A 23,150-nucleotide genomic window follows, 5' to 3' on the forward strand; every position below is an offset into this window, starting at 1 on the left:
GACTGAAATGAATGTGCAGCCGCGAGTGCGTATTTTATCGACAATATCTATGTCCGTCTATTTTGCATTAACATAAATAACAAAAAAGGAGCACCCATTGAGTGCTCCTTTTGCTATTCATTAAAAAGTATTCACTACTCTTGGTCAGCTTCGCCGTCTTTAGCTGCGCTAGTTTGTTCCATCATCTTAGCTAATACAGGTAGCATTTCTTTTAGCATCTCTTCTGTCACTGGTTTTCCAGCTTCATTGGTAATGTTAATCGAAGTTCGGTTACCTAAATCACCTAACAAGAAGGTGTATGTTTGTGAGTCGTAGCTTAGTGGCTTCATGCCGATGCTTTGCCAGAAATCGTCATTTGGCTGAGCAAAAGATGTTTTGATTGTGCCTTGAGATTGATTACGCTCATCCATGCTAAAGCCCATGGTTGGCAATAGCTCTGGGATACGTTGCCAGAAGACATTGTAAGGTGCGCGCGCAATAATAATAGGCAGACCGCTACGATCTTGTCCCATGCTCAAAGGAATGATCTTCACCAGTTCCAACGCTTTCTTAGCGGCTTCATCACGAACCACTTGGTCGTAACGAGACATCACTAAATTAGTCATAAAGGTGTTATAACGTTCTTTGTTGGTCAAGCTAACTTCTTGCTCTTCACCACCTTCTCTCCACGCAATTAAGCTAATGCGGAATCCAAAGCGAGAGTTTTCTTCAAAGCGTTCGATAAGGTAACGGCTGCTTAGCGTTTCCTCTTCGTCTTCTTCTTCCCAAACGATCCAATCTGTTTCAATGCTGTCGTCAGTAGAGGTTAGGCGTTTGATATCACGAGAATCCATCATATCTTGCGCTGTTTGCCATACTTTATCGCGCTCGTCTTTGGTCAGTAACCATAAGGTCACTACCCCATCAACTTGCTCAGTACGAGCACCAGGAATCAGTTCTAGAACCTGTTGTGGCGGGCGAATATCTACCTGTTTGCCAATACCACCGACATAATCCCCACTCGGGATATTATAGTCAGGGTAAAACTCAAGCTGCTGATCTTGCGCTGATACAAGATCAGGGCGAGGTTCAGCTTCAAGGTATTTAAAGTCGTCTTTTGCTTGACGACGCTCCGCTGCGCTACCAGCACAACCACTTAAAATAGCGACAGCCAGTGTACTAAGCACTAGCTGATTAACAAACTTCATTGAGACTCCTGATCCTTAGCACCTGATTGAGGTTCGAATCGTAGATAATTAGGTTTAACGAATGCCAGCTTGGTCAAGTGCAGCGTTTACTACTTCTTGGCCTGCTTCTGACAATGGCATCATAGGTAAACGCAATGCGCTGTTTCCAACAAGATGCAATTGCTGCGCTGCCCATTTAACAGGCGTTGGGCTAGATTCAACAAATAACCCATGATGTAAGCCCATTAATCGTTCATTGATAATTTCGGCTTCAGCGTACTTGCCTTCCGCTGCTAGGTTAAACATATCAGCCATATCTTTTGGCGCAAGATTGTTGGTCACAGAAATCACACCTTGACCACCCAGCTTCACAAATTCGAGACCTGTAGCGTCATCACCACTCAGTAAGACAAAATCATCGCCACAAAGTTCTTTGTGTTTTGCCACTCGTGATAAATCGCCCGTTGCGTCTTTTAACGCTACGATATTATCTATTTTAGACAGACGAGCTACCGTTTCTGGAAGCATATCTACGCCGGTACGGCTTGGCACATTGTAAAGAATGATAGGTACTGCGCTCACCTTTGAAATTTCAACAAAGTGTTGATAAATGCCTTCTTGGGTTGGCTTATTGTAGTACGGTGTCACGCTCAAGCATCCTGCAATGCCAGAATCATTTAGCAAACGGCTAAATGTGATGGCTTCATGAGTTGCATTTGCACCTGTGCCCGCAATAACAGGAATGCGACCGTTAGCAAATTCGACTATCTTGCCGACGACCTTCACATGTTCTTCAACGGTAAGCGTTGCCGACTCACCTGTAGTGCCTACTGCGACAATTGCAGATGTACCCGCATCAACATGGAACTCAACTAAGTTCTTAAGACTTTGGTAATCTACTTCATCATCTGTATTGAAAGGCGTTATCAAAGCAACAATACTTCCCGAAAACATGACTCACTCCCTAAATTTCATTAATATCGCATGGTACTTGATTGAGATTAGAAAACACAAGCGGATATAGGCACTGGCGTCAAGTTTTTACCAATTATTTGCATTCAAGTTGACAGGATCGACGTTCATCAAAGCCGATATGTTAATTCAGTTAAAGTTTCCAACATTTACCGGCACTAAAACAAATGATTGCGTGTAGACTATTAAAATTCGTCAGTCAAAGGATACTATTATGGCGCAGCATTTAATTATCACTGCCGTTGGTACAGATCGCCCGGGTATTGGCAACAAAATCATCCATCTTATTTCTGAACTTGGCTGTAATATCATTGATACCCGTATTGCAATATTGGGTAACGATTTTACGTTAATCATGCTAACTTCAAGCACACTTTCTCAAGCCACTCGCGTTGAGCATTCTCTTCCCCAACTTGGGGCACAACATGATTTACTGACCATGGTAAAACGTACTTCGCCACATACCGAATTGGCACCCAAATTTACCATTGAAGCGCATATTCAAGCACAAGATAGAATTGGCCTGACGGAACAAGTGACCTTTTTCTTTGCCAGTAAAGAGATTGGGATTAACTCGTTAAGTGCCAAAATGCTCAGCGGAGAAAACAAAGATAAGTTTCAAATTGCATTGAGCGCATCTTTATCAGATGAGTATAATTTAATGCAGTTACAAGAAGACTTTGCCGCATTTTGTGAATCGCTCAATGTGCAAGGGACTCTTAATTTCATCAATAATGGATAATGTTCAAGGACTTTCAATGCAAACATTAACGGCAGGCACACCCGCACCTGATGTCACTCTACTCGATCAGGATGGCAATTCAGTCTCTCTAAAAGACCTAAAAGGGCAAAAAGTTCTGTTTTACTTTTACCCAAAAGCAATGACTCCAGGTTGCACCGTGCAAGCGCAAGGTTTACGTGATGTGAAAGCCGAGCTTGAAGCACACAATGTCATGGTGCTCGGTGTCAGTATTGATCCAGTAAAACGCTTAGGTAAATTCATTGAACGCGATAGCTTAAACTTCACGCTGTTATCCGATGAAGATCACTCTGCAGCCGAAGCCTTTGGCGTTTGGGGAGAAAAGAAATTCATGGGCAAAGTGTATGACGGCCTACACCGCATCAGCTTTTTGATCAATGAAGAAGGCGTGATTGAACACGTATTCAACAAGTTTAAAACTAAAACGCACCATGAAGTGGTGTTGGATTATTTAAACCAAGCTTAATGACTGCCTGCGAATAATAACGACAGACATAAAAATCAAAAGCCAGTCTCATTTAAGCGACTGGCTTTTTCGTTTTTGCTATATGTGCTAAATACTATTGCTGTGACTCTTGTACTTTTTGCTGGTCTTGCAAAGCGTCTAAGTCAGGGTGAGTAAAGGCATTGACTACCGCTTTCACTAACGTGGCAAGTGGGATGGCGAAGAATATCCCCCAAAAGCCCCATAATCCACCAAAGACCAATACCGCAATAATAATGGCAACCGGATGCAGGTTGACCGCCTCAGAGAAAAGTACAGGTACGAGTACATTGCCATCAAGCGCTTGAATAATGCCGTAAGCGATTAAAAGATAATAGAACTGCGGAGCAAGTCCCCATTGGAACAGCCCTACAATTGCCACAGGGATAGTGACAGCAGCGGCGCCAATGTAGGGAATTAACACCGATAAGCCAACGGCAACCGCGAGCAACACCGAATAGCGCAAATCTAATATGGCAAAAGTAATGTAACTGGCACTGCCGACGATAACAATCTCCACCACTTTACCGCGAATATAATTAGAGATTTGACCGTTCATTTCATGCCATACCTGATAAGCAAGATTACGGTTTTTTGGCAATATACCGCTAAGCATACTTAACATTTGCTCTTTATCTTTAAGCAAGAAAAAGATAAGCAGCGGTACCAAAATAAGGTAAACACCAACCGTAGCCAAACTCACCAATGATGCTAATGAGCCTTTTACTGCGCTTTCACCCAGCCCAACGAATTTATTTTTCATGTCGGCAAACATAAACTCAGCGTTAGTGACGGTGGCAAATTCAGGGAAACGTTCTGGGATTGAGTTAATAAAATCTTGCAACTGACGGTACATGTTCGGCACATCATTGAAGAAATTACCAATTTGTTGCCAGATAGTTGGCACTATGCCAATAAATGCAACAAGCACTAAGCCAACAAACAGCAACAACACTAAAATAACAGCTAGAGTTCTAGGTACGCCAATGCGAACTAACTGCACCACAGGCCACTCTAAAAGGTAGGCTAATACGATAGCAACTAGCAGCGGGGCAATAAGATGCCCAAAAAAATAGATGGTGATAAATCCAAATAGAATGATGGTCACTAAGCTAACGGCGTGAGGATCAGAGAATCTGCGTTTATACCATTGCTTCATCATATCAAGCATAGTAAGAGTTACCCTTTGGTTATGGTTAAGGAATAAAAATCAGCACCTTGCTTTACATCCACCAACATACCGTGATGTAAAAAGTAAGCTTTCATATCTTTGATGGAGACTAAATCTAGCACTAAAAAAGTGAGGCTTTGAGACGTTGATAATGCCCTACTTGCACGCTTAGCCAGCAACAAAGTCATAGGACATCGTTCTTCAGTAAGATCAATGATTTCGACTGACATATTTGAACGAGTTCTATTTATTCTAAATACGCCTATTGTAAATCTTTTTTAGTTCAAAACCACTATTATCCCGTGTTAACCTAGTGACTAAGTTGTTAACAAGTGTCATTTTGCTCTTATCAAGAAACCAAATGGACTCAATAGGGTCTTACCATTAGACAGCCCTCTTTAAAATGGAAATCGGATCTCACGTTAATTAAACAATGACTGCCACTAATTTAAAACGCAAAGTATCGATATTAGCCACGCTATTAAGTGCATCTTTATGCTTTAGCGCCCCTAGTCTTGCCAACTCAACAGACTTGCCCGATATCGGCACAACCGCTGGTGCGACCCTGACCATAGATCAAGAACGCAATTATGGCGATGCTTATATGCGTATCCTTAGAGCCAGTCAGCCCATCGTCAGTGATCCCGTTTTAAGTGAATATGTTTCAAGTTTAGGCTATCGACTCGTCGCCAATGCCTCTGATGTAAAAACGCCTTTTAAGTTTTTTTTGATTCGTGACCGAAACATTAACGCCTTTGCCTTTTTTGGCGGACACGTTGCTTTGCATACTGGTCTATTTTTACACGCTAACACTGAAGGCGAACTTGCCTCTGTGGTTGCCCACGAAATTGCCCACGTTACTCAGCGCCACTTGGCAAGGCGCATGGAAGATCAAGCGCGTAAAACGCCAGTAACGATCGCCGCATTAGCCGGTTCTATTTTATTGGCGATTGCCGCCCCAGAAGCGGGAATCGCGGCTATAACTGCCACGCAAGCAGGCGCAATGCAAAGTGCCATTAACTATACTCGCAGTAATGAGAAAGAAGCAGACCGAGTGGGCATGAGCACCTTGATCAAAACAGGCTATGACCCGCATGCGATGCCGCATTTCTTTGGACGCTTAGCCGATCAATATCGTTATGCGAGCAAGCCGCCGCCAATGCTGCTGACTCACCCATTACCCGAAGATCGTATTACAGATACTCGTGCTCGTGCTGACGCATACCCTTCCAAGCCGCATGCTCCAGTACTGGATTTTCACATGGCAAAAGCACGAATCGTAGCCCGCTATGTAGGTATCAATAGCGATGGCGCGTTAGATTGGCTTAAACGCAAAGAAAAATCCGCATCAGCCGAGATAAAGCCCGCCTATCAATATGGTAAGGCACTGGTTTATTTAGACACTAAACAGCTAGACAAAGCCGAAGCTTTGCTCGTGCAATTGCAAAAACAGTTGCCCAATAGCAACTTTGTACTGGATGCGCTGGCCGATTTAAACATTGCCAAGAAAACACCATATAAAGCGCAAGTATTGTTAGAAAACGCATTGAAAACCAAACCGGGTAACCCAACATTAGAGATCAATCTGGCCAATGTTCTGATTGAACAAGATAAAAACAAAGAAGCGATACGATTATTACAGCGATACACGCACGCTAATTCTGATGACAGCAACGGCTGGCATCTATTAAGTAAAGCGCACGCTAACTTAGGGGATTCGGCAAATGAAGTTGCCGCTCGCGGTGAATTGTATGCCCTTAGTGCTAACTGGAATCGTGCGATTCAAAGCTTTACTCAAGCGGCTCAATTGTCACAGCTAGGCAGTAATCAGCAAGCTCGCTTTGATGCGCGTATCGATCAGCTTTTACAACAACGCGACCAGTTTATGGCGCTCCAAAACTAAAAAGGAAATTTCATGTCTGTTGTTATTTTTCATAACCCTCGCTGTTCAAAAAGCCGAGAGACATTAGCTTTACTAGAAGAAAAAGGAATAGCACCAGAAGTGGTTCTGTATTTAGATGCTGAGCTGACCCTAGATTCACTGCGCACTATCTACAGCCAATTAGGGCTAACTGAAGTGCGTCAAATGATGCGTACCAAAGAAGCCATCTATAAAGAGCTAAACCTTAGCGATAGCGCATTAAGCGATGATGCTTTGTTTGAAGCTATGTTAGCCAACCGCAAACTGATTGAGCGCCCGATTGTTGTGGCAAATGGCAAAGCCAAGCACGGCCGTCCACCAGAGCAGGTTTTAGAGATCCTATAATGCCTAATTCTAACGCCATAGAAATGGCCCCTAACACCAAGCTATGGCTACGAACAGCGCAAATAGGTCACTTTTGCTTATTAGTTTGGGTACTGCTTTGGCACAGTGTCATTTCACCTCCGGCTGAAATTAACCCTTGGTTTTTAACCATTGCTTGGTGTGTACCTTTGCTATTCCCTATCAAGGGCATATTGGCGCAAAAGCCGTATACCTTTGCTTGGGCAAACTTTATATTGCTACTCTACTTCCTGCATTCACTGACATTGGTGTATGTGGATGAAGGAGAGCGAACTCTGGCTATTATCGAGTTGGTTATTACCAGTATCGCTTTTATTGGCAACACGCTATATAGCCGATTAAGAGGACGCGAGTTAGGTTTGAAGCTAAAAAAGCTGTCTGAATATAAGCAAGAAGAACAGCAACGCTTTGGTCGCTAGTTTTTCTGGTGGCTAAAAAGCCCATACAACAAACAATAAAAAGCCCCTGTATTATCTATTTTTAGTAGTAATACAGGGGCTTTTTTAGATTACGCTAATTCGTCAGTAATGAAGAAGCTAAGATTGCCACTCATAGTCAAGAGTTTGCGCTTCTTCCTCTGCAACAGGAGTGGCAGGTGCGCTCTCCGTTGTCGCTGGCGTTGCCACAGGCACTGAAACTGCAGTCGACGGCTGTGTTGTGGTATCTGTATTGCTGCTGTCAGCTTGTACTGGTGCAACGGCTTGCGTTTTTTCTGTCGCGGGTGCCGTTGGTACGGGAGCTGCAGGAACAGGCTTAGCCGCTTTGTTCACTTTATTACTTCTAAGTAATTGACGTTCAAAGTCGGCTTTATCGGTAATTAAGTTAACTTGAAAATCAACATCATCACCCACTACATGACTCAGCTCTACCGATGCAACGCTTGGTAAACTTTCTAACATACGTTCAATGCTGAAAAACGAGAACGCGTCATTTACGCCAGAGAATTTAACATCAATTGATGAAGCCACTTCACCGCTGCTTTTGGTTGCGCTTTTGTTCGCGTAGTAACGACCTAGCTCTGCCACTAAAGCTTCTGTTACTTGTTTATTTGTACCTGAAGCCTCGCCAGAAACCGGAGACAATGCACTGTCGTCGATAAACTGAGGTTTATCATCGTAGAGTGTCCAACGCAGACGTTGCTGATGACCATTACGGGCAATTCGAGCCACTACGACGGCATCAACATTGTAGCGACGACTGCTACTCGAGATTTGCTTGGTAAAACCACCCCACAGCTCTGTCGGCTTGATGCTAGTGACATCATCAATATCACCAACAGGAACAATAATAGGAAGCCCTTTTTGACCTGCCACATATCTTAGGTTCGCCACAGAGGTTCGCTCTGACTGCTCCCAGCTAATGGTTCTATCATAGCCATTGTCTTCTACAACCCAAACCAACAAACGGGCGCGCTCTTCCGGCCAATAAGGTAAATTTGCCTGAGCTAGTAAAGATTGGATCTGCTTGGAGTTAAAAGACATTTTTAAGATAGGTTGACCATTTCTTTGAGATGGCATGATCGTCGACAAAAAACGGCTACTTTGGGTAATGGCTTTTTGCACAACTGGATTATCTAAAGAGGCTGAATCACCCGTTGCTCGTACAATAACTTCTCGCATGCCTTCGCGGCGCGCTAACTCTTCACCACTGTGTTTGGCTCCTTCTTGCTGTTCAAAAACGACAGCATCAGTATCAAACACATTCACTTTGGTAACCGCAAGTGCAGAAAAAGAGGTTAATGTTGCTAGCAAACAAGCTAATAATCGCATAAATAACTCAGTAATATTAATTAGTTAGAAAAGGATAAGCGAAGATACTAAAACCAACAAGTAGAGCCTGTTTAAAAGTACCCTACCGTATGGTTTTATTTAGCGTTACTTAGTACCAAAAATCTTGTCGCCCGCATCGCCAAGACCCGGAACAATGTAGCCTTTGTCGTTTAGGCATTCGTCGATAGCTGCAGTGAATAGCTCGATATCTGGGTGCGCTTTTTCTAGCGCTTCGATACCTTCAGGAGCGGCAACCAAAACCAGTGCTTTAATAACTTTACAGCCTTTCTCTTTCAATAGATCAATAGTTGCAATCATAGACCCGCCAGTTGCTAGCATTGGGTCAACAACTAGAGCAATACGTTGATCAATGCATGATGCCAACTTATTAAAATACGGTACAGGTTCTAATGTTTCTTCGTCACGGTAGATACCCACAACACTGATTTTAGCACTCGGCATGTGTTCCAATACGCCGTCCATCATGCCAAGACCGGCACGTAAGATTGGCACTACAGTTACTTTTTTGCCTTTAATTTGATCAACTTCAACCGAACCATCCCATCCTTCGATAGTGACACGTTCTGTTTCAAAATCAGCGGTTGCTTCATAAGTTAGTAGGCTACCCACTTCAGTTGCTAACTCTCTAAAACGCTTAGTGCTAATGTTACCTTCGCGCATTAAACCAAGTTTATGCTTTACAAGTGGATGTTTTACCTCAACAACTCTCATATCTTTCTCCAATCTGAATTCAATAAACCTCCGAATTATATACCCAAACTATGCTAACTTACGAGCTACATAGGTATTAGTGAGCAATTAATTATTGATTGCGAGTACAATCTGCTTATTGCTTCAATTTACCTATCTAATTCGGTTTTTGTGGTTATTTTTCTCTCACATAAGGGGGATAAATCAATAACAAACGTAAATAACCACGCAAACGTTTGCTATTGTCGATTATCCCTTGTTAGAATAGCGCCGATTTTTCTTCCCTAACTTTATCTAAACGAGGAATTTCCCGTGAGTAGTAACAAGGCTTCTCTTAGCTACAAAGATGCTGGTGTAGACATTGACGCTGGCAACGCACTGGTTGACAAAATTAAAGGTGCTGTAAAGCGCACACGTCGTCCAGAGGTCATGGGTGGCATTGGTGGCTTTGGCGCATTATGCGAATTGCCAACCAAATATAAGCAACCGGTACTGGTTTCGGGTACAGACGGCGTTGGTACTAAACTGCGTCTTGCACTAGACATGAAAAAACATGACACCATCGGTGTTGATTTAGTGGCTATGTGTGTAAATGACCTTATCGTTCAAGGTGCTGAACCTCTATTTTTCTTAGATTACTATGCAACAGGGAAGCTTGACATAGATACAGCCGCTGACGTTGTTGCGGGTATTGCTGAAGGTTGTGTGCAATCTGGTTGTTCACTAATCGGTGGCGAAACAGCAGAAATGCCAGGCATGTATGAAGGTGACGATTACGATGTTGCTGGCTTCTGTGTAGGTGTTGTTGAAAAAGAAGACATCATTGATGGCACTAAAGTTGCCGCTGGTGATGCACTTATCGCAGTAGGTTCAAGTGGCCCACACTCAAACGGCTACTCACTAGTTCGTAAAATCCTTGAAGTGTCTAAAGCGGATCTAAACCAAGATCTAGAAGGCAAACCTCTAGGCGAACACCTATTAGAACCAACAAAAATCTACATCAAATCTGCACTTAAAATGATTGAGAAGCACGATATCCATGCTATCTCTCATATTACTGGTGGCGGTTTCTGGGAAAACATCCCACGCGTTCTACCTGAAGGTACTAAAGCGGTTATCGATGGTAACAGCTGGAACTGGCCTACTATCTTCAACTGGCTACAAGAAAACGGTAACGTTGACACTCGCGAAATGTATCGTACATTTAACTGTGGTGTTGGCCTAATCGTTGCTTTGCCTCAAGATCAAGCTGAGCAAGCTGTTCAACTTCTTAAAGAAGAAGGTGAAAACGCTTGGGTTATTGGTCAAATTGCACAAGCAAATGGCGAAGAAGAGCAAGTAGAGATCAAATAATAATGACTAAAATTGTCGTCTTAATTTCAGGGAATGGAAGTAATTTACAGGCTATTATTGATGCTTGTATTAAAGGCGACATTGACGGTCAAGTCAGTGCGGTTATCAGTAACCGCGCTGATGCATTTGGTTTACAGCGAGCACAGCAAGCCAATATCCCTACCCATGTAAAATCGCATACCGACTTCTCTGACCGAGAATCCTTTGATCAAGCGGTGATGAGCATTATTGATGACTATCAGCCCGATATCATTGTGCTAGCAGGTTACATGCGTATTCTTACCGACGGTTTTGTGAATCATTACCTAGGTAAAATGATCAACATCCACCCTTCTTTGTTGCCTAAATATCCAGGTTTACACACCCACCAGCGCGCGATTGAAGCTGGAGATAGTGAACACGGCAGTAGCGTGCACTTTGTCACGCCAAAGCTAGATAGTGGCCCTATCATAGAGCAAGCGAAAGTTGCGATTGAAGCGCACGATTGTCCGCAATCACTATTAGCTAAGGTGCAAAAAGCGGAGCATATTCTTTACCCTAAAGTGGTTCAAGATATCATTTCAGGTCGCGTAGTTTGGCAGCAATAACTACCCCATAACGCTTCTTTTTACCGCAAATAGATTGATTTTTTTCAATACTATTCTCTGTTTTCATGTCACAAATAATAAAAAACCCTTTCTCTGAAAATTTGTTGCATATGGCGAGTATTTAATCAGCATTATAGAATCTTAGTTTTCATATAACGAGGTTAATATGCGCATTCCATGGCTCACTGTTCTTCTTAGTTTATTCACGGTGAGTGCTCACAGCGCACCAACTCCAGAAAATCAAAATAGCGCTTATATAGTCAACGGTATTAATGCTACCGTAAAAGACTATCGCTCTTTTGTTAGCTTATATTATGACCCCTCGGGATATGGCTCCAATGACCGCTATTACCCCTATTGTGGTGGCGTATTAATTGCCCCACAGTATGTGCTAACCGCTGCGCATTGCATTTATAATGATCGAGAAAATCAACTGTATACCTCAGTTGTATTTATGCCGCAAAATCAACGAGTCAATCACCCTACCATTTCAGGCTTCAGTCGCCGCATCAGCAATATTTACTATCGAAATGATTATAATGACGATATAGCGACCAGACTGCCCAATGACATTGCAATATTGAAGCTCGAAGCTCCAAGACAAATTGGTGACCCCGTCGACTGGGCAATTGATGAATCATATCGATATGATGCCATGGCACACTTCATTGCCGTTGGACATGGTCGCAACACATACCAAAAGAAAGAGACCCTTACGCTACAAAAGGTAGAATTATCGTTAGTGGATAACGAAAAATGTCGACAAGAATTCGGCGATAGTATTACCCAATCGCACTTATGCTTTGACGGCGATTATAATCCCATAACTCAGTTAAAAAATTCAACCTGTAGCGGTGACTCAGGTGGCCCGCTTTACTGGACGCACAATGGACGAAATATCTTAGTAGGCATCACTAGTTTTGGTCCTAAAATCTGTGGCACACCTTTGCGTAGCCTTACCTCGGTATTTACTGAAGTCGCCGATTACGACTTCTGGATTACCGATGTACTCAACAACCAAATTGATCCAGAGATCACCACTCACCTGCGCATTAGCGAGGAAAACCGACAATCTGGCATTGTTGAAAAGGTAAATCATAAGGTTGAGAAGGTGACTGTTGAGGAGAAAGAACCAACGCATATTAGTGAGCCAGTAACGGTGGATTCAAGCAGTAATTCAAAAAGAAGTGGCGGTACGATGGGAATGTGGTGCTTGTTGCTAATGGGGCTGTTGGCTGCTCAACGAAGAGCAACCAATAATATCAGCTCTAAAGCGCTTCAGTAGGTGCTTGACTGCGCGGTTTGGCTTCTGCATGGGCAACATCAGACAAAGCCTGCACATTGCTGTCAATCACTTCACCGAACTGAAATAAGGTAAATTCACCCGGCTTAAGTCGGTGCCATACCTCATCTTGCGTCAATGGTTGTGTGGCGATAACGGAAACAACGTCGTTGGGTGTGGTTTCTTCTTGGAAGTTAATCGTCACATCTTCATCAATCAACCTTGCCTTGCCAAACGGGGCTCGGCGAGTAATGTAATAAAGGTGGTTGGTACAGTATGCAAGTACGTACTCACCATCTGAAAGTAGCATGTTAAATACGCCCATCTTTCTTAATTCATCACATTTCTCAACTAAAAATAGGAACACTTCTTTCATATCTTTAGGCGGATGAGGGTAACGAGCTTCTAAATTATCCAAGATCCAACAAAACGCTTTTTCACTGTCGGTTTCCCCTACAGAGCGATGGCGAGATATCGGTAGATCTTGATAACCTGTCAGTTGACCATTGTGTGCAAAGGTCCAGTAACGTCCCCACAACTCACGAGTGAAAGGATGGGTATTTTCCAGATTGACCCCGCCACGGTTTGCTTGCCTAATATGACTAATAACAGCACGACTCTTGATAGGATAGCTTTGCACCAATTCTGCAATTTTTGAATCGCAGCTTGGGTTAGGATCTTTAAAGGTGCGAAACCCTTTCCCTTCATAAAAGGTAATCCCCCAGCCATCTCTATGCGGGCCAGTATTGCCACCGCGTTGAATCAGGCCAGTAAAGCTAAAACAGATATCTGTTGGCACATTGGCGCTCATGCCAAGCAGTTCACACATATAAATCTCCTACTAAGGTTTTCGTTGTATTCTTATTAAGCTTCCATCTCTTTTTCGATTAACTGAATAATAATATGGATAATCTTGATGTGGATTTCTTGAATACGATCCGCATACCCAAAGTGTGGTACGCGTACTTCTACATCCGCAACACCTGCCATTTTACCACCATCTTTACCGGTTAAGGCGATAGTTTTCATGCCTTTTTCTTTGGCCGCTTCAATAGCTTTTAAAATATTGCCAGAATTACCGGAAGTAGATAGACCAAACAGTACGTCACCTTTTTGAGCCACTGCTTCTATATAACGAGAAAAAACAAAGTCATAGCCAAAATCGTTGCTCACGCATGATAGGTGGCTTGGATCTGAAATAGCGATGCCAGGATAACCCGGGCGGTTTTCACGATAGCGACCGGTAAGCTCTTCGGCAAAGTGCATAGCATCACAGTGAGAGCCACCGTTACCACAAGATAAAACTTTACCACCTTGCTTGAATGAGTCGGCAATCGTTTTGGCGGCCAATTCTATCTGTGCAATGTTGTTGTCATCGGATAAAAATGCCTGCAAGACAGTAGCCGCTTCCGATAGCTCACTCTTGATAAGGTCTTGGTACATAGCCGATCTCTCCTAAAATTATATGCTATTGCTGTAACCTCGAATGTAACAAGAAAAGTTTAGCAGTGTCGAGGGGCATGTCGTTAGATTTCTAACTCAATTGTTTCATTGTCTACTATTGCGCCAGCTTTTCCTCCTGTTGCATGCAAACGGCCCAATTCACAAAACCACAACACTTACTCTTTACAAAATCTTAACATTTGCGATACTAAAGAAACTGGTTCGACCTCTTACCTTTACTTGTGCGTATTGAGTTATTGGGTTTTAGGTTGTGATAAACATGGTTAATGGAGAGACCTTTTACATGGATATACTTTTTGCTCTACTCACACTGTTTGTGGTGTCAGGCATTTGCCTTTATCACCGCAAGTCTTTGTTTATTGGGTTTGTCAGTAACGCTGTGGCACTGCTGCTGTGCTCATTTATCGTTGGAGTCTCGTTCATTGCTTGGTTTGTCTTACTGGCAGTTACCGCATTTATGCTATTTGATGAATGGCGTCAAAAAACCGTCACTAAAAAACTGCTCAAAGCATTTAAAAGCGTACTTCCTCCTATGTCTCAAACTGAAAAAGAAGCCTTAGATGCGGGCACAACTTGGTGGGAAGCCGAATTATTCCAAGGCAAACCCAACTGGCAGTTTCTAAAAGACATACCTAAATCTGAACTCAGCGACGAAGAAAAAGCGTTTCTCGATGGCCCAGTAAATGAACTGTGCGCCATGATCAATGATTATGAAATCACTCACCAACAAGCGGATATGCCACCGGAGATTTGGCAGTACTTAAAAGACAACAAGTTCTTTGCCATGATCATTAAAAAACAATATGGTGGCTTGCAGTTTTCCGCTTACGCACAAGCCCTTGTTCTGCAAAGATTGGCTGGCTCATCAATAGTGGTTGCCTCTACCGTAGGAGTACCTAACTCCCTTGGGCCGGGTGAGCTTTTGCAAATGTACGGTACAGAGGAACAACGCAATCATTACCTTCCTCGATTAGCCAATGGCCAAGAGATCCCCTGCTTTGCATTAACCAGCCCAGAAGCGGGCTCTGACGCAGGCGCTATTCCTGATTTTGGTGTGGTCTGTAAAGGAAAATGGCAAGGCAAAGATGTACTAGGGATGCGTTTAACTTGGAATAAACGCTATATTACCCTTGCCCCTGTTGCCACTGTATTGGGTTTAGCCTTTAAACTGAGAGATCCTGATGGACTGCTCGGCGATAAAGAAGATCTAGGCATAACTTGTGCGCTTATTCCGACTCAATTGGACGGAGTTAAAATTGGTCGCCGACACTTCCCTCTTAATATTCCCTTTCAAAATGGCCCTACGCAAGCTAAAGATTTGTTCGTACCGATAGATTTCATTATAGGTGGACACAAAATGGCGGGCCAAGGCTGGAAGATGCTGGTTGAATGTCTGTCAGTAGGACGCGCGATCACCCTGCCATCGACCAATACCGGAGGTATCAAGACCAATGCATTGGCCATTGGCGCCTATGCGCGTATTCGTCGTCAATTTAAACAGCCCATTGGTAGAATGGAAGGTATTGAAGAGCCGTTAGCCCGTATCGCCGGCAGTGCTTATTTGCTGGAAGGCGCCAACCTGCTCACCATGGGCGCGATTGATAACGGTGCTAAACCTTCGGTTATCTCTGCCATTGTAAAATACCATTGTACTCACCTAGGACAAAGAGCAGCCATTGATGCTATGGATGTGGCTGGCGGTAAAGGGGTGATGTTAGGTCCATCCAACTTTTTAGGTCGTGCTTATCAAGGTGCACCTATCTCTATCACCGTAGAAGGTGCCAATATATTAACCCGTTCATTAATGATTTACGGGCAAGGTGCAATTCGTTGTCATCCATACGTTTTAAAAGAGATGGAAATCGCCCATTCAGATGCGCCAGATGCACTGAGCAAATTTGATAAGGCACTCTTCTCGCACGTTGGTTTTGCCATGAGTAACTTATCTCGCAGTCTAGTCTTTGGGATTACCGATGGCATCGGCTCAGATTCACCGGCTACAGATGCGACTAAACGTTACTATCAACAGCTTAACCGTTACAGTGCCAACCTTGCCTTTCTATCGGATATTTCGATGGCCTTTTTAGGGGGGTCACTCAAACGTAAAGAGCGTTTATCGGCGCGCCTAGCCGATATGTTAGGTCAGCTCTATCTATGCTCAGCCATGTTAAAACGCTTTGAGCTAGATGGTAGCCCTAAAGAAGATCTTGCCCTTGTGCATTGGTGTGCTCAAGACAGTCTATTTAAAATAGAATCGGCTATGTATGACTTCTTAGTGAATTTCCCAGTGAAGTTTGTGGGTTTAAAACTGCGTGTATTGCTCATGCCAATGGGACGTGTGCGCAAGGCCCCATCCGATAAACTGGATAGTGCATTGGCTAAAATTTTACAAACGCCAAGTGCAACCCGCAGTAGACTTGGACGCAACCAATACTTTGAACCCTCAAAGCACTGTGTACATGGGCAACTAGAATTAGCGCTAACCGTTGTTCTGCAAGCTGAACCTATTTTTGACAAAATCTGCCAACAACTGGGTAAGCGTAAACCTTTTACTCATTTAGACTTGGTAGCAAAACAAGCGCTAGAAGCGAACATGATTAGCCAAGAAGAGGCCGAAATATTACAAGAAGCCGAGTTACATAGGCTGAAAACCATCAATGTCGATGATTTTGATCCTGCTCACCTCGCGGCAAAAAATAAGCAACATCAGCAACAAGCCGATACCGCCCATTAAGTCTTAACATCAAAAAACAAAATAGCCCTGAATATTCAGGGCTATTTACTGTCTATCGCATTTTAACTATTGCCTGATGAATCAAGGCAAGTCTTGGCTGTTAACTTACCAATTGGGCTCGCCAGAGAGCAAAGTTAAATGCTCAGCGTGAGCGGCAAGTTCTTCATCGCTGGCTTTAATTATGCGCAGTGGCGCACGTCCTGCTTCCACACGTTGAATGGTTGAACCTGCCGCCCCTTCAGAATTACCACCACCAAATTGAATAGCCGTTTGACCACCCGTCATAAACAGATAAACGTCGGCTAAGATCTCGGCATCGAGTAATGCGCCGTGCAATACACGAGCGGAAATATCGATAGTAAAATGTTTTGCTAATGAGTCTAAGTTTTTACGCGCTGGCATATTTGGCAAGCGTTTTGCCATCGCCAAGGTATCGGTAATTTTACAGTAGTCTTGGGTTTTACCTACCGAAGCGCCAATTTTGCTAAATTCATAGTCCATGAAGCCGACATCGAAGGGCGCGTTGTGCGCGACTAGCTCAGCACCGTCGATAAATTCAAGAAACTCTTGATGAACGTCTTTGTATTCTGGCTTATCAAGCAAAAACTCATCGGTAATACCGTGTACCGCAATCGCATCCGGTTGTATTTCTCGATCAGGCTTAATATAAACATGAAAGTGATTACCCGTTAGCTTGCGGTTCACTATCTCAACGGCACCAATCTCAATGATTCTGTGCCCAAGGTAAGTGGGACCGCCTTCACGGTTCATACCGGTTGTTTCTGTATCGAGCACCACTATGCGGCGCGAATTGTTACTAGTATTCATAAAATTAAAACTGTGTCAGACTAAAGGTAAGGCTGTTATTAGGCAATCATATCAAATCATGAATAAACAAGTTGAGATTTTCACCGATGGTTCGTGCTTAGGCAATCCAGGCCCCGGTGGCTATGGCATCGTCATGCGTTACAAAGAACACGAGAAGCTGATTTCTAAAGGCTTCATTCTGACCACCAACAACCGTATGGAGATGATGGCGGCAGTAGAAGGGCTAAAACTTCTTAAAGAGCCATGCAAAGTGGTATTGACCACCGATAGCCAATACGTGCGTCAAGGTATCACCCAATGGATCCATGGCTGGAAAAAGCGCGATTGGAAAACATCCAATAAAAAACCAGTTAAAAATGCCGACCTTTGGCAGGCTCTCGATGCAGAAAGCCAGCGACATGATGTGGATTGGAAATGGGTAAAAGGTCATGCAGGTCACAGAGAAAACGAAATCTGTGACGAAATTGCTCGCCAAGCGGCTGAGTCCCCGACCGATGAAGACACCGGCTATCAGCCATCTTGAAGCGGCAAAAATTAAGAGTTAAGACTTAACTCGACAATTAAGCCTCACTGGCGCAAGACGACGTTTCAGTTTCCAGTGGGGTTTAATCGGTTTTAATGGATAGGTTCTTTTGCGCGCCACAATAAAGTATTGGCTACAAAAAGGAGCGCTCCAATTGCCAATGCCATTTTCTAACCATGTCCAAATTGCCCTTTGCTTTTTCACTGGCACTAAACCATAGCTATCCATATGCACCACTTGGTAATTAAGCACACTGAGCCAATCTTTAACCCTGTGTGGGGTAAACATTCGTCCACACCAAGGCATAGTGCGCCGGCGCCATGGCATCAAGCTATTAAGTCCAGATAAGCTAATTGGATTAAATCCAGTTAAGATAAGATAACCATCATCAATCATCACCCTATCCACTTCACGCAATAAACGGTGCGGGTCCAAGCAATAATCCAATTGATGTGCCATTAAAACCACATCGATGCTTTTTTCTAGAAACGGTAAATCATAAGCATCAGCAATCACATTGTGCACTGGATTTTTGATGTCCAAGTTGATTTGATGCTGAATATTACAGTTACAACTGGTAATCTCACAGCTCAAGCCACCTAACTTAAGCATATGGTAGCCAAATAATTTCGGGCACCACTCATCCAAACGCATCTGTATAGCGTCACGAACCCACTTATGCTTAGGTAGGTCATCCCAAGAATGGGGTTGGGTTATTTTCCGTGATATCCGAGCTGGTCGCATTCAGCAGTCATCCGTAAAGAAACAATAGGAATATCTTAATGTTAGTCGTAAAAAGCATACCTGCATTTAATGATAATTACATCTGGCTTATTCACAATAACCAAGGTCAATGTGCCGTTGTCGATCCGGGCGACGCAACTCCAGTTTTGGCTTACCTCAAAGAACACGATTTGCAACTGAACACAATACTGATCACTCATCACCATTCGGATCATATTGGCGGCGTCTCAGAGCTTAAACGTGAATTTTCTGACGTCACTATTGTGGGTCCGCAAAAAGATGCCGTAGCTGGCCTTACTCACTCTGTAGGCGCAGGGCAACAGTTAGAGTTATTTGGTGAACACTTTATCGTACTTGATTTGCCGGGACACACCTTAGGCCACATTGGTTTTCTAGGTGATGGCAAACTGTTTTGTGGCGATGTGCTATTTTCGGCAGGTTGTGGCCGAGTATTTGAAGGAACACCGGCACAAATGTGGCAATCACTGCAAAAACTGGCATCACTACCCGTGGAAACCGAAGTGTACAGCGCGCACGAATACACCTCGAACAACCTATCGTTTGCCATGGCAATCGAGCCTAGTAACCCGCAGTTACAAATTTACCGCGAAAAAGTAAATCAGCTGAGAGCCCATCAAAAGCCCACTCTACCGACTACAATTGAACAAGAAAAATGGATTAATCCTTTTTTAAGGGTTGATATGCCTGAAGTCATTAACTCAGTAGCACATAAAACTGAAGATCTTTCCCCTGAAGGTGTTTTTACCGCACTGCGTAAATGGAAAGATAGCTTCTAATTAAGTACACTCTGGCACAATATTTTATTTACACCCATTTAATAACCCGTTTCTAACGACAACGGGTACAACACTTTTGTTCATAAAACCAATAACACTGAACAGTGATTACAAATAATGGGAAAGACATAGCACGAAGGCTTTTGCATGAAATTGAAATACAGCTGGATATTAGCTCTGGTACTTACAGGCTGTCAGACACCACAGCAGCCCACAGAAAAAGAGGTCACAGAGCTTCCTCCAACAACACAACAAAGCCAAGTTGAGATTGCGCCACCAGCCCAAGAAAAACCTCAAGAAGTGGCTGTAGAGCCCGTTGAAGAAGTGGAAAAGGCGCCTGAGCTAACCCCTCAGCAACAGCAAGACTTGTGGAAACGTATTGGCATGCAACTTAAGTTGCCTGTCGCCAATGATGAAAAAGTAGAATATTACCGTAACTGGTATATCAAACACCCAAGCCACCTTAGAACCGTCTCTAAAAGAGCCGAGCCGTACCTACACCTTATTGTAGAAAAGATCGAGCAAAAGAACTTACCAATGGAGTTGGCACTGCTTCCTGTTGTAGAAAGTTCTTATGATGCCTTTGCCTATTCTCATGGCAGTGCAGCAGGCTTATGGCAGTTCATTCCCGGAACCGGTAAATGGTATGGGCTTGAACAAAACTATTGGTATGACGGTCGTCGTGATGTTTCTGCCTCTACAGATGCCGCTTTAAAATACCTTGGCGACTTAAATAATCGTTTTGATGGTAACTGGAATCACGCTATTGCGGCCTACAACAGTGGTGGTGGTCGCGTGAGCAGTGCTATTCGCAAAAACCGTCGTCTAAATAAGCCAACGGACTTTTTCTCCCTAGAACTGCCGCAAGAAACCAGCGCCTATGTGCCTAAACTAATGGCAATTGCGGATATTGTGGCTCACCAAGAAAAATACGGCGTTGAAATCCCAGCCATTGAAAACAAACCAGTGTTAGTGCAAGTCGACCCTAAAGAGCAGTTAGATCTTGGCATTGCCGCTCAGTACGCCGATATAAGCGTTAAAGAACTGCAAAGCTATAACCCAGCTTATAATCAATGGGCAACCGCGCCTGATGGGCCTCATAAACTTCTGATTCCTATTGAGAAAAAAGAACAGTTTTTAGCCAAAGTAGAAAAGAACCGTGGCAAAGGCGTTAAGCTGATTCGCTACAAGGTAAAAGCGGGTGACAGCCTAGGTTTGATTGCACAAAAGCATAAAACCACGATTAAAGTGATTCAAACGGCTAACGGTATGTCTAACTCAAATATTCGAGCTGGACACTATTTGCTGATCCCAACATCAACTCAATCAAACAGTGCTTATATACTGAGCGCCGAGAATCGACTCAAACAGACTCAGTCTCGCAGTCGAGGTGATTATAAAGTTTCACATACCGTAAAATCGGGTGAAAGTTTTTGGAATATTGCCAAACAACACAACGTCTCAGTACAATCTTTAGCTAAATGGAATGGTATGGCGCCAAAAGATACTTTGCGCGTTGGCCAGAAGTTAGTAGTTTGGAAAAAAGGCTCTCCTGGCGCTGTGATGCGCACCGTTTACTACAATGTGCGCAGTGGTGACAGCATCAGCAGTATCGCGCATCGCTTTAAAGTACGCTCTAGTGACGTGGTCAAATGGAACAACTTGAACACGTCGAAATACCTTAAGCTAGGACAAAAACTGAAGCTGTATGTCGATGTAACTAAAGTGACGGTTTAGCAGCTATTAACGCAAAACTTGCCAGTAATGGATTATGATCAGAGGCGTCACTTGTTGGCGCCTTTGCTGTTATTAACTGCAGATCACGATAGTAAATATGATCCAATACATGCCCATTCATAAACTCTGAGCGCTGACCACTAGGGAACACTGCTTCTTTAAAATGTGCGGTAGCCATGATTTGGCCAAGCTTTTGCATTCGTTCATCACTCCAAGTATTAAAATCCCCACCAAAAATCACCGGACCTGGGTGCCTTTTTAGTTTGTTCACCAAAGTAATTACCTGTTGTCGATACTCGTCAGTACCCAGCGTAAAGTTAATTGCGTGCAAATTACCTACCGCTAATTCACTGCCATCAGACAAGGGATAAGTGGCGAATAACGCCGACTTTGGCAGTTGTAGCCACGGCTCTGAATCTAACTGAGCACAAATACGAAGCGGATAAACCGGCGCTAAATTGAGTACCCCAGCACTGACATCAAAAGCTTCAAAAGCTTTGGCTTGTTGCCCTATCCACTCAATTTGATACAACCAACTTTTGAACTCATCGGTTAAGCTCACCTCTTGCAATAGAGCTAACTGCTTACCTTTAAGTAATTCACTCAGTACTGGTTTCCAATTTTCTCTATTTTGTTTGTATAAGTTCCACACCAGAACATCAATCTGTCCATTATCATCTAACGTGCGGCCATTTCGCTCAAAGCTCTGGCACTCAAAGCGGCTCTCAACTTGGGTATCTTTCACTCCATCCGTGACCACTAAATGTTCGGCATCAGGCACAGAGAATAAAACTTTAAACACTATTACTGTGGCTATGGCGAGCCCTGCAATAATGAACAAAAACCAACGTGTTTTTTTATGTGCGGACATAGATTACCTGTTGAGAAGATCTGAACTAACGAAGTGTGATGTCATAGTAGCAATTTGGCTAAGTATAGAAAACAACAAGCCCCCGCACTAAGGCAGGGGCTTAAAAGATTAATCTACTATTTAAGGTGCAATACTACCTAAGATTAGATTGCGTCTTCGTCTTCTTCGCCAGTACGAATACGTACAACTCGCTCAACATCAGAAACAAAAATCTTACCGTCACCAATCTTGCCCGTTTGCGCTGTTTCAACGATCTTATCGATACATTGTGCCGCAACATCGTCAGAGACTACGATTTCTAACTTAACTTTTGGTAGAAAATCAACCATGTATTCAGCACCACGATACAGTTCAGTATGGCCTTTTTGACGTCCAAAGCCTTTTACTTCAGATACGGTCATTCCTGTAATACCGACTTCTGCTAATGCTTCTCGTACATCGTCGAGTTTAAAAGGTTTTATGATAGCTTCAATCTTTTTCATTTCTACTCCCTAATTTGCTCAGCCTATGGCAAGTTCAAGTATTATCAATGTTTTTTCCTAAATTACCAAATAGGAATTCATCTATATTGGCCAAGCTAAGACAAAATAGCCTTATTATTTCATTGCTGCATAATAAGCGGCTAGATTTTCCATATCTTGATCATTAAGCAGCGATGCTTGTGCTTGCATTACCACCGCTAGCCCGCCGCTTCTTTCTTTGGCTTTATAAGCCTTGAGTGAGCTAACAATGTATTTCGCATTTTGCCCATTGAGATTTGGGTAACCATCGATCACAGCTTTTCCATCAGCACCATGACAAGCTGCGCAGATTTGAGCCTTTGCTTTACCTGCTTCAATATCAGCAGCGTTCGCCGTTGCACCGATAACCGATGCCAAAAGAGCCGCAACAACCAGAGACTTTTTCATAATAT

Annotated in this window: 25 protein-coding genes; 12 read left to right on the forward strand and 13 right to left on the reverse strand. The window is 43.4% G+C overall.

What is annotated here, in order from left to right; all coding sequences use genetic code 11:
• Positions 1 to 134 precede the first annotated feature (134 nt).
• Together bamC and dapA are read right to left on the reverse strand one after the other, a co-directional pair.
• On the reverse strand, positions 135 to 1,187 hold the full coding sequence (gene bamC / locus QV280_RS09230) for an outer membrane protein assembly factor BamC (protein ID WP_152819595.1): 1,053 nt from the start codon (positions 1,185 to 1,187) through the stop codon (positions 135 to 137).
• 54 nt (positions 1,188 to 1,241) lie between these two features.
• Positions 1,242 to 2,120 carry a 4-hydroxy-tetrahydrodipicolinate synthase gene (dapA, locus tag QV280_RS09235; RefSeq protein WP_152819594.1) on the reverse strand — a complete coding sequence of 293 codons (879 nt, stop codon included), beginning with the start codon at positions 2,118 to 2,120 and terminating at the stop codon, positions 1,242 to 1,244.
• A gap of 232 nt (positions 2,121 to 2,352) precedes the next feature.
• On the opposite strand from dapA, the gene QV280_RS09240 reads away from it, so the two are divergent.
• Positions 2,353 to 2,880 carry a glycine cleavage system protein R gene (locus QV280_RS09240; RefSeq protein WP_152819593.1) on the forward strand — a complete coding sequence of 176 codons (528 nt, stop codon included), beginning with the start codon at positions 2,353 to 2,355 and terminating at the stop codon, positions 2,878 to 2,880.
• Positions 2,881 to 2,896: 16 nt separating this feature from the next.
• Positions 2,897 to 3,364, forward strand: a complete 468-nt coding sequence (gene bcp / locus QV280_RS09245; RefSeq protein ID WP_152819592.1) for a thioredoxin-dependent thiol peroxidase — start codon at positions 2,897 to 2,899, stop codon at positions 3,362 to 3,364.
• 94 nt (positions 3,365 to 3,458) lie between these two features.
• Here the strand turns inward: bcp and QV280_RS09250 are convergent, their stop codons facing one another.
• A complete protein-coding gene (locus tag QV280_RS09250) occupies positions 3,459 to 4,553 on the reverse strand; it encodes an AI-2E family transporter (RefSeq protein ID WP_152819591.1) in 1,095 nt (364 codons plus the stop codon).
• Between the two features lie 8 nt (positions 4,554 to 4,561).
• A complete protein-coding gene (locus tag QV280_RS09255) occupies positions 4,562 to 4,783 on the reverse strand; it encodes a sulfurtransferase TusA family protein (RefSeq protein ID WP_023403409.1) in 222 nt (73 codons plus the stop codon).
• A gap of 203 nt (positions 4,784 to 4,986) precedes the next feature.
• Between QV280_RS09255 and bepA the strand changes: the two genes are divergently transcribed.
• From bepA to QV280_RS09270, 3 genes are read left to right on the forward strand one after another with little or no spacing between them, the layout of a single operon-like run.
• Complete coding sequence (bepA, locus tag QV280_RS09260; protein ID WP_152819590.1) at positions 4,987 to 6,456, forward strand: beta-barrel assembly-enhancing protease; 1,470 nt, start codon at positions 4,987 to 4,989, stop codon at positions 6,454 to 6,456.
• A 12-nt stretch (positions 6,457 to 6,468) separates the two neighbouring features.
• Positions 6,469 to 6,819: an arsenate reductase (glutaredoxin) gene (gene arsC / locus QV280_RS09265; RefSeq protein ID WP_152819589.1), complete on the forward strand. Its 351-nt coding sequence runs from the start codon at positions 6,469 to 6,471 to the stop codon at positions 6,817 to 6,819.
• Positions 6,819 to 7,256 carry a DUF2069 domain-containing protein gene (locus tag QV280_RS09270; RefSeq protein ID WP_152819588.1) on the forward strand — a complete coding sequence of 146 codons (438 nt, stop codon included), beginning with the start codon at positions 6,819 to 6,821 and terminating at the stop codon, positions 7,254 to 7,256. The genes arsC and QV280_RS09270 overlap by 1 nt, the downstream gene beginning before the upstream one ends.
• Before the next feature lie 117 nt (positions 7,257 to 7,373).
• Here the strand turns inward: QV280_RS09270 and QV280_RS09275 are convergent, their stop codons facing one another.
• Both QV280_RS09275 and upp read right to left on the reverse strand, forming a co-directional pair.
• On the reverse strand, positions 7,374 to 8,606 hold the full coding sequence (locus QV280_RS09275) for a DUF2066 domain-containing protein (RefSeq protein WP_152819587.1): 1,233 nt from the start codon (positions 8,604 to 8,606) through the stop codon (positions 7,374 to 7,376).
• A 105-nt stretch (positions 8,607 to 8,711) separates the two neighbouring features.
• Positions 8,712 to 9,338 (reverse strand): uracil phosphoribosyltransferase, encoded by a 627-nt coding sequence (gene upp / locus QV280_RS09280; protein WP_023403404.1) that lies wholly within the window; start codon positions 9,336 to 9,338, stop codon positions 8,712 to 8,714.
• A 291-nt stretch (positions 9,339 to 9,629) separates the two neighbouring features.
• Here upp and purM point away from each other — a divergent pair, with 291 nt between their 5' ends.
• The 3 genes from purM (at position 9,630) to QV280_RS09295 (ending at position 12,542) form a co-directional block, all read left to right on the forward strand.
• On the forward strand, positions 9,630 to 10,670 hold the full coding sequence (gene purM / locus QV280_RS09285) for a phosphoribosylformylglycinamidine cyclo-ligase (protein ID WP_367869516.1): 1,041 nt from the start codon (positions 9,630 to 9,632) through the stop codon (positions 10,668 to 10,670).
• A 2-nt stretch (positions 10,671 to 10,672) separates the two neighbouring features.
• On the forward strand, positions 10,673 to 11,257 hold the full coding sequence (gene purN, locus QV280_RS09290) for a phosphoribosylglycinamide formyltransferase (RefSeq protein WP_152819586.1): 585 nt from the start codon (positions 10,673 to 10,675) through the stop codon (positions 11,255 to 11,257).
• A gap of 166 nt (positions 11,258 to 11,423) precedes the next feature.
• Complete coding sequence (locus QV280_RS09295) at positions 11,424 to 12,542, forward strand: S1 family peptidase (RefSeq protein ID WP_152819585.1); 1,119 nt, start codon at positions 11,424 to 11,426, stop codon at positions 12,540 to 12,542.
• On the opposite strand, the gene QV280_RS09300 is transcribed toward QV280_RS09295, so the two are convergent.
• Both QV280_RS09300 and lpcA read right to left on the reverse strand, forming a co-directional pair.
• Positions 12,526 to 13,368 (reverse strand): class II glutamine amidotransferase, encoded by an 843-nt coding sequence (locus QV280_RS09300; protein WP_152819584.1) that lies wholly within the window; start codon positions 13,366 to 13,368, stop codon positions 12,526 to 12,528. The genes QV280_RS09295 and QV280_RS09300 overlap by 17 nt on opposite strands.
• Positions 13,369 to 13,403: 35 nt before the next feature.
• The gene (gene lpcA, locus QV280_RS09305) at positions 13,404 to 13,982 is read right to left on the reverse strand and encodes a D-sedoheptulose 7-phosphate isomerase (protein ID WP_152819583.1); all 579 of its coding nucleotides are present in this window, start codon (positions 13,980 to 13,982) and stop codon (positions 13,404 to 13,406) included.
• A gap of 304 nt (positions 13,983 to 14,286) precedes the next feature.
• Here lpcA and fadE point away from each other — a divergent pair, with 304 nt between their 5' ends.
• On the forward strand, positions 14,287 to 16,737 hold the full coding sequence (gene fadE / locus QV280_RS09310) for an acyl-CoA dehydrogenase FadE (protein ID WP_152819582.1): 2,451 nt from the start codon (positions 14,287 to 14,289) through the stop codon (positions 16,735 to 16,737).
• Between the two features lie 105 nt (positions 16,738 to 16,842).
• Here the strand turns inward: fadE and dnaQ are convergent, their stop codons facing one another.
• A complete protein-coding gene (dnaQ, locus tag QV280_RS09315; RefSeq protein ID WP_152819581.1) occupies positions 16,843 to 17,565 on the reverse strand; it encodes a DNA polymerase III subunit epsilon in 723 nt (240 codons plus the stop codon).
• A gap of 58 nt (positions 17,566 to 17,623) precedes the next feature.
• Between dnaQ and rnhA the strand changes: the two genes are divergently transcribed.
• Positions 17,624 to 18,088, forward strand: coding sequence for a ribonuclease HI (gene rnhA / locus QV280_RS09320; protein WP_023403396.1), 465 nt, complete (start codon positions 17,624 to 17,626; stop codon positions 18,086 to 18,088).
• 18 nt (positions 18,089 to 18,106) lie between these two features.
• Here rnhA and QV280_RS09325 read toward each other — a convergent pair whose 3' ends face one another.
• A complete protein-coding gene (locus QV280_RS09325) occupies positions 18,107 to 18,832 on the reverse strand; it encodes a class I SAM-dependent methyltransferase (protein ID WP_023403395.1) in 726 nt (241 codons plus the stop codon).
• A gap of 38 nt (positions 18,833 to 18,870) precedes the next feature.
• On the opposite strand from QV280_RS09325, the gene gloB reads away from it, so the two are divergent.
• Positions 18,871 to 19,629, forward strand: coding sequence for a hydroxyacylglutathione hydrolase (gene gloB, locus QV280_RS09330; protein WP_023403394.1), 759 nt, complete (start codon positions 18,871 to 18,873; stop codon positions 19,627 to 19,629).
• 147 nt (positions 19,630 to 19,776) lie between these two features.
• Positions 19,777 to 21,366, forward strand: a complete 1,590-nt coding sequence (locus tag QV280_RS09335; RefSeq protein ID WP_023403393.1) for a LysM peptidoglycan-binding domain-containing protein — start codon at positions 19,777 to 19,779, stop codon at positions 21,364 to 21,366.
• On the opposite strand, the gene QV280_RS09340 is transcribed toward QV280_RS09335, so the two are convergent.
• The 3 genes from QV280_RS09340 to QV280_RS09350 all read right to left on the reverse strand — a co-directional run bounded on the left by QV280_RS09340 (position 21,350) and on the right by QV280_RS09350 (position 23,145).
• Positions 21,350 to 22,237 carry an endonuclease/exonuclease/phosphatase family protein gene (locus QV280_RS09340; protein ID WP_152819580.1) on the reverse strand — a complete coding sequence of 296 codons (888 nt, stop codon included), beginning with the start codon at positions 22,235 to 22,237 and terminating at the stop codon, positions 21,350 to 21,352. The genes QV280_RS09335 and QV280_RS09340 overlap by 17 nt on opposite strands.
• Before the next feature lie 143 nt (positions 22,238 to 22,380).
• Positions 22,381 to 22,719 carry a nitrogen regulatory protein P-II gene (glnB, locus tag QV280_RS09345; RefSeq protein WP_023403391.1) on the reverse strand — a complete coding sequence of 113 codons (339 nt, stop codon included), beginning with the start codon at positions 22,717 to 22,719 and terminating at the stop codon, positions 22,381 to 22,383.
• A gap of 114 nt (positions 22,720 to 22,833) precedes the next feature.
• Positions 22,834 to 23,145 (reverse strand): c-type cytochrome, encoded by a 312-nt coding sequence (locus tag QV280_RS09350; RefSeq protein ID WP_023403390.1) that lies wholly within the window; start codon positions 23,143 to 23,145, stop codon positions 22,834 to 22,836.
• Between the last annotated feature and the right edge of the window lie 5 nt (positions 23,146 to 23,150).

This window comes from Vibrio sp. B1Z05 (assembly GCF_052955985.1).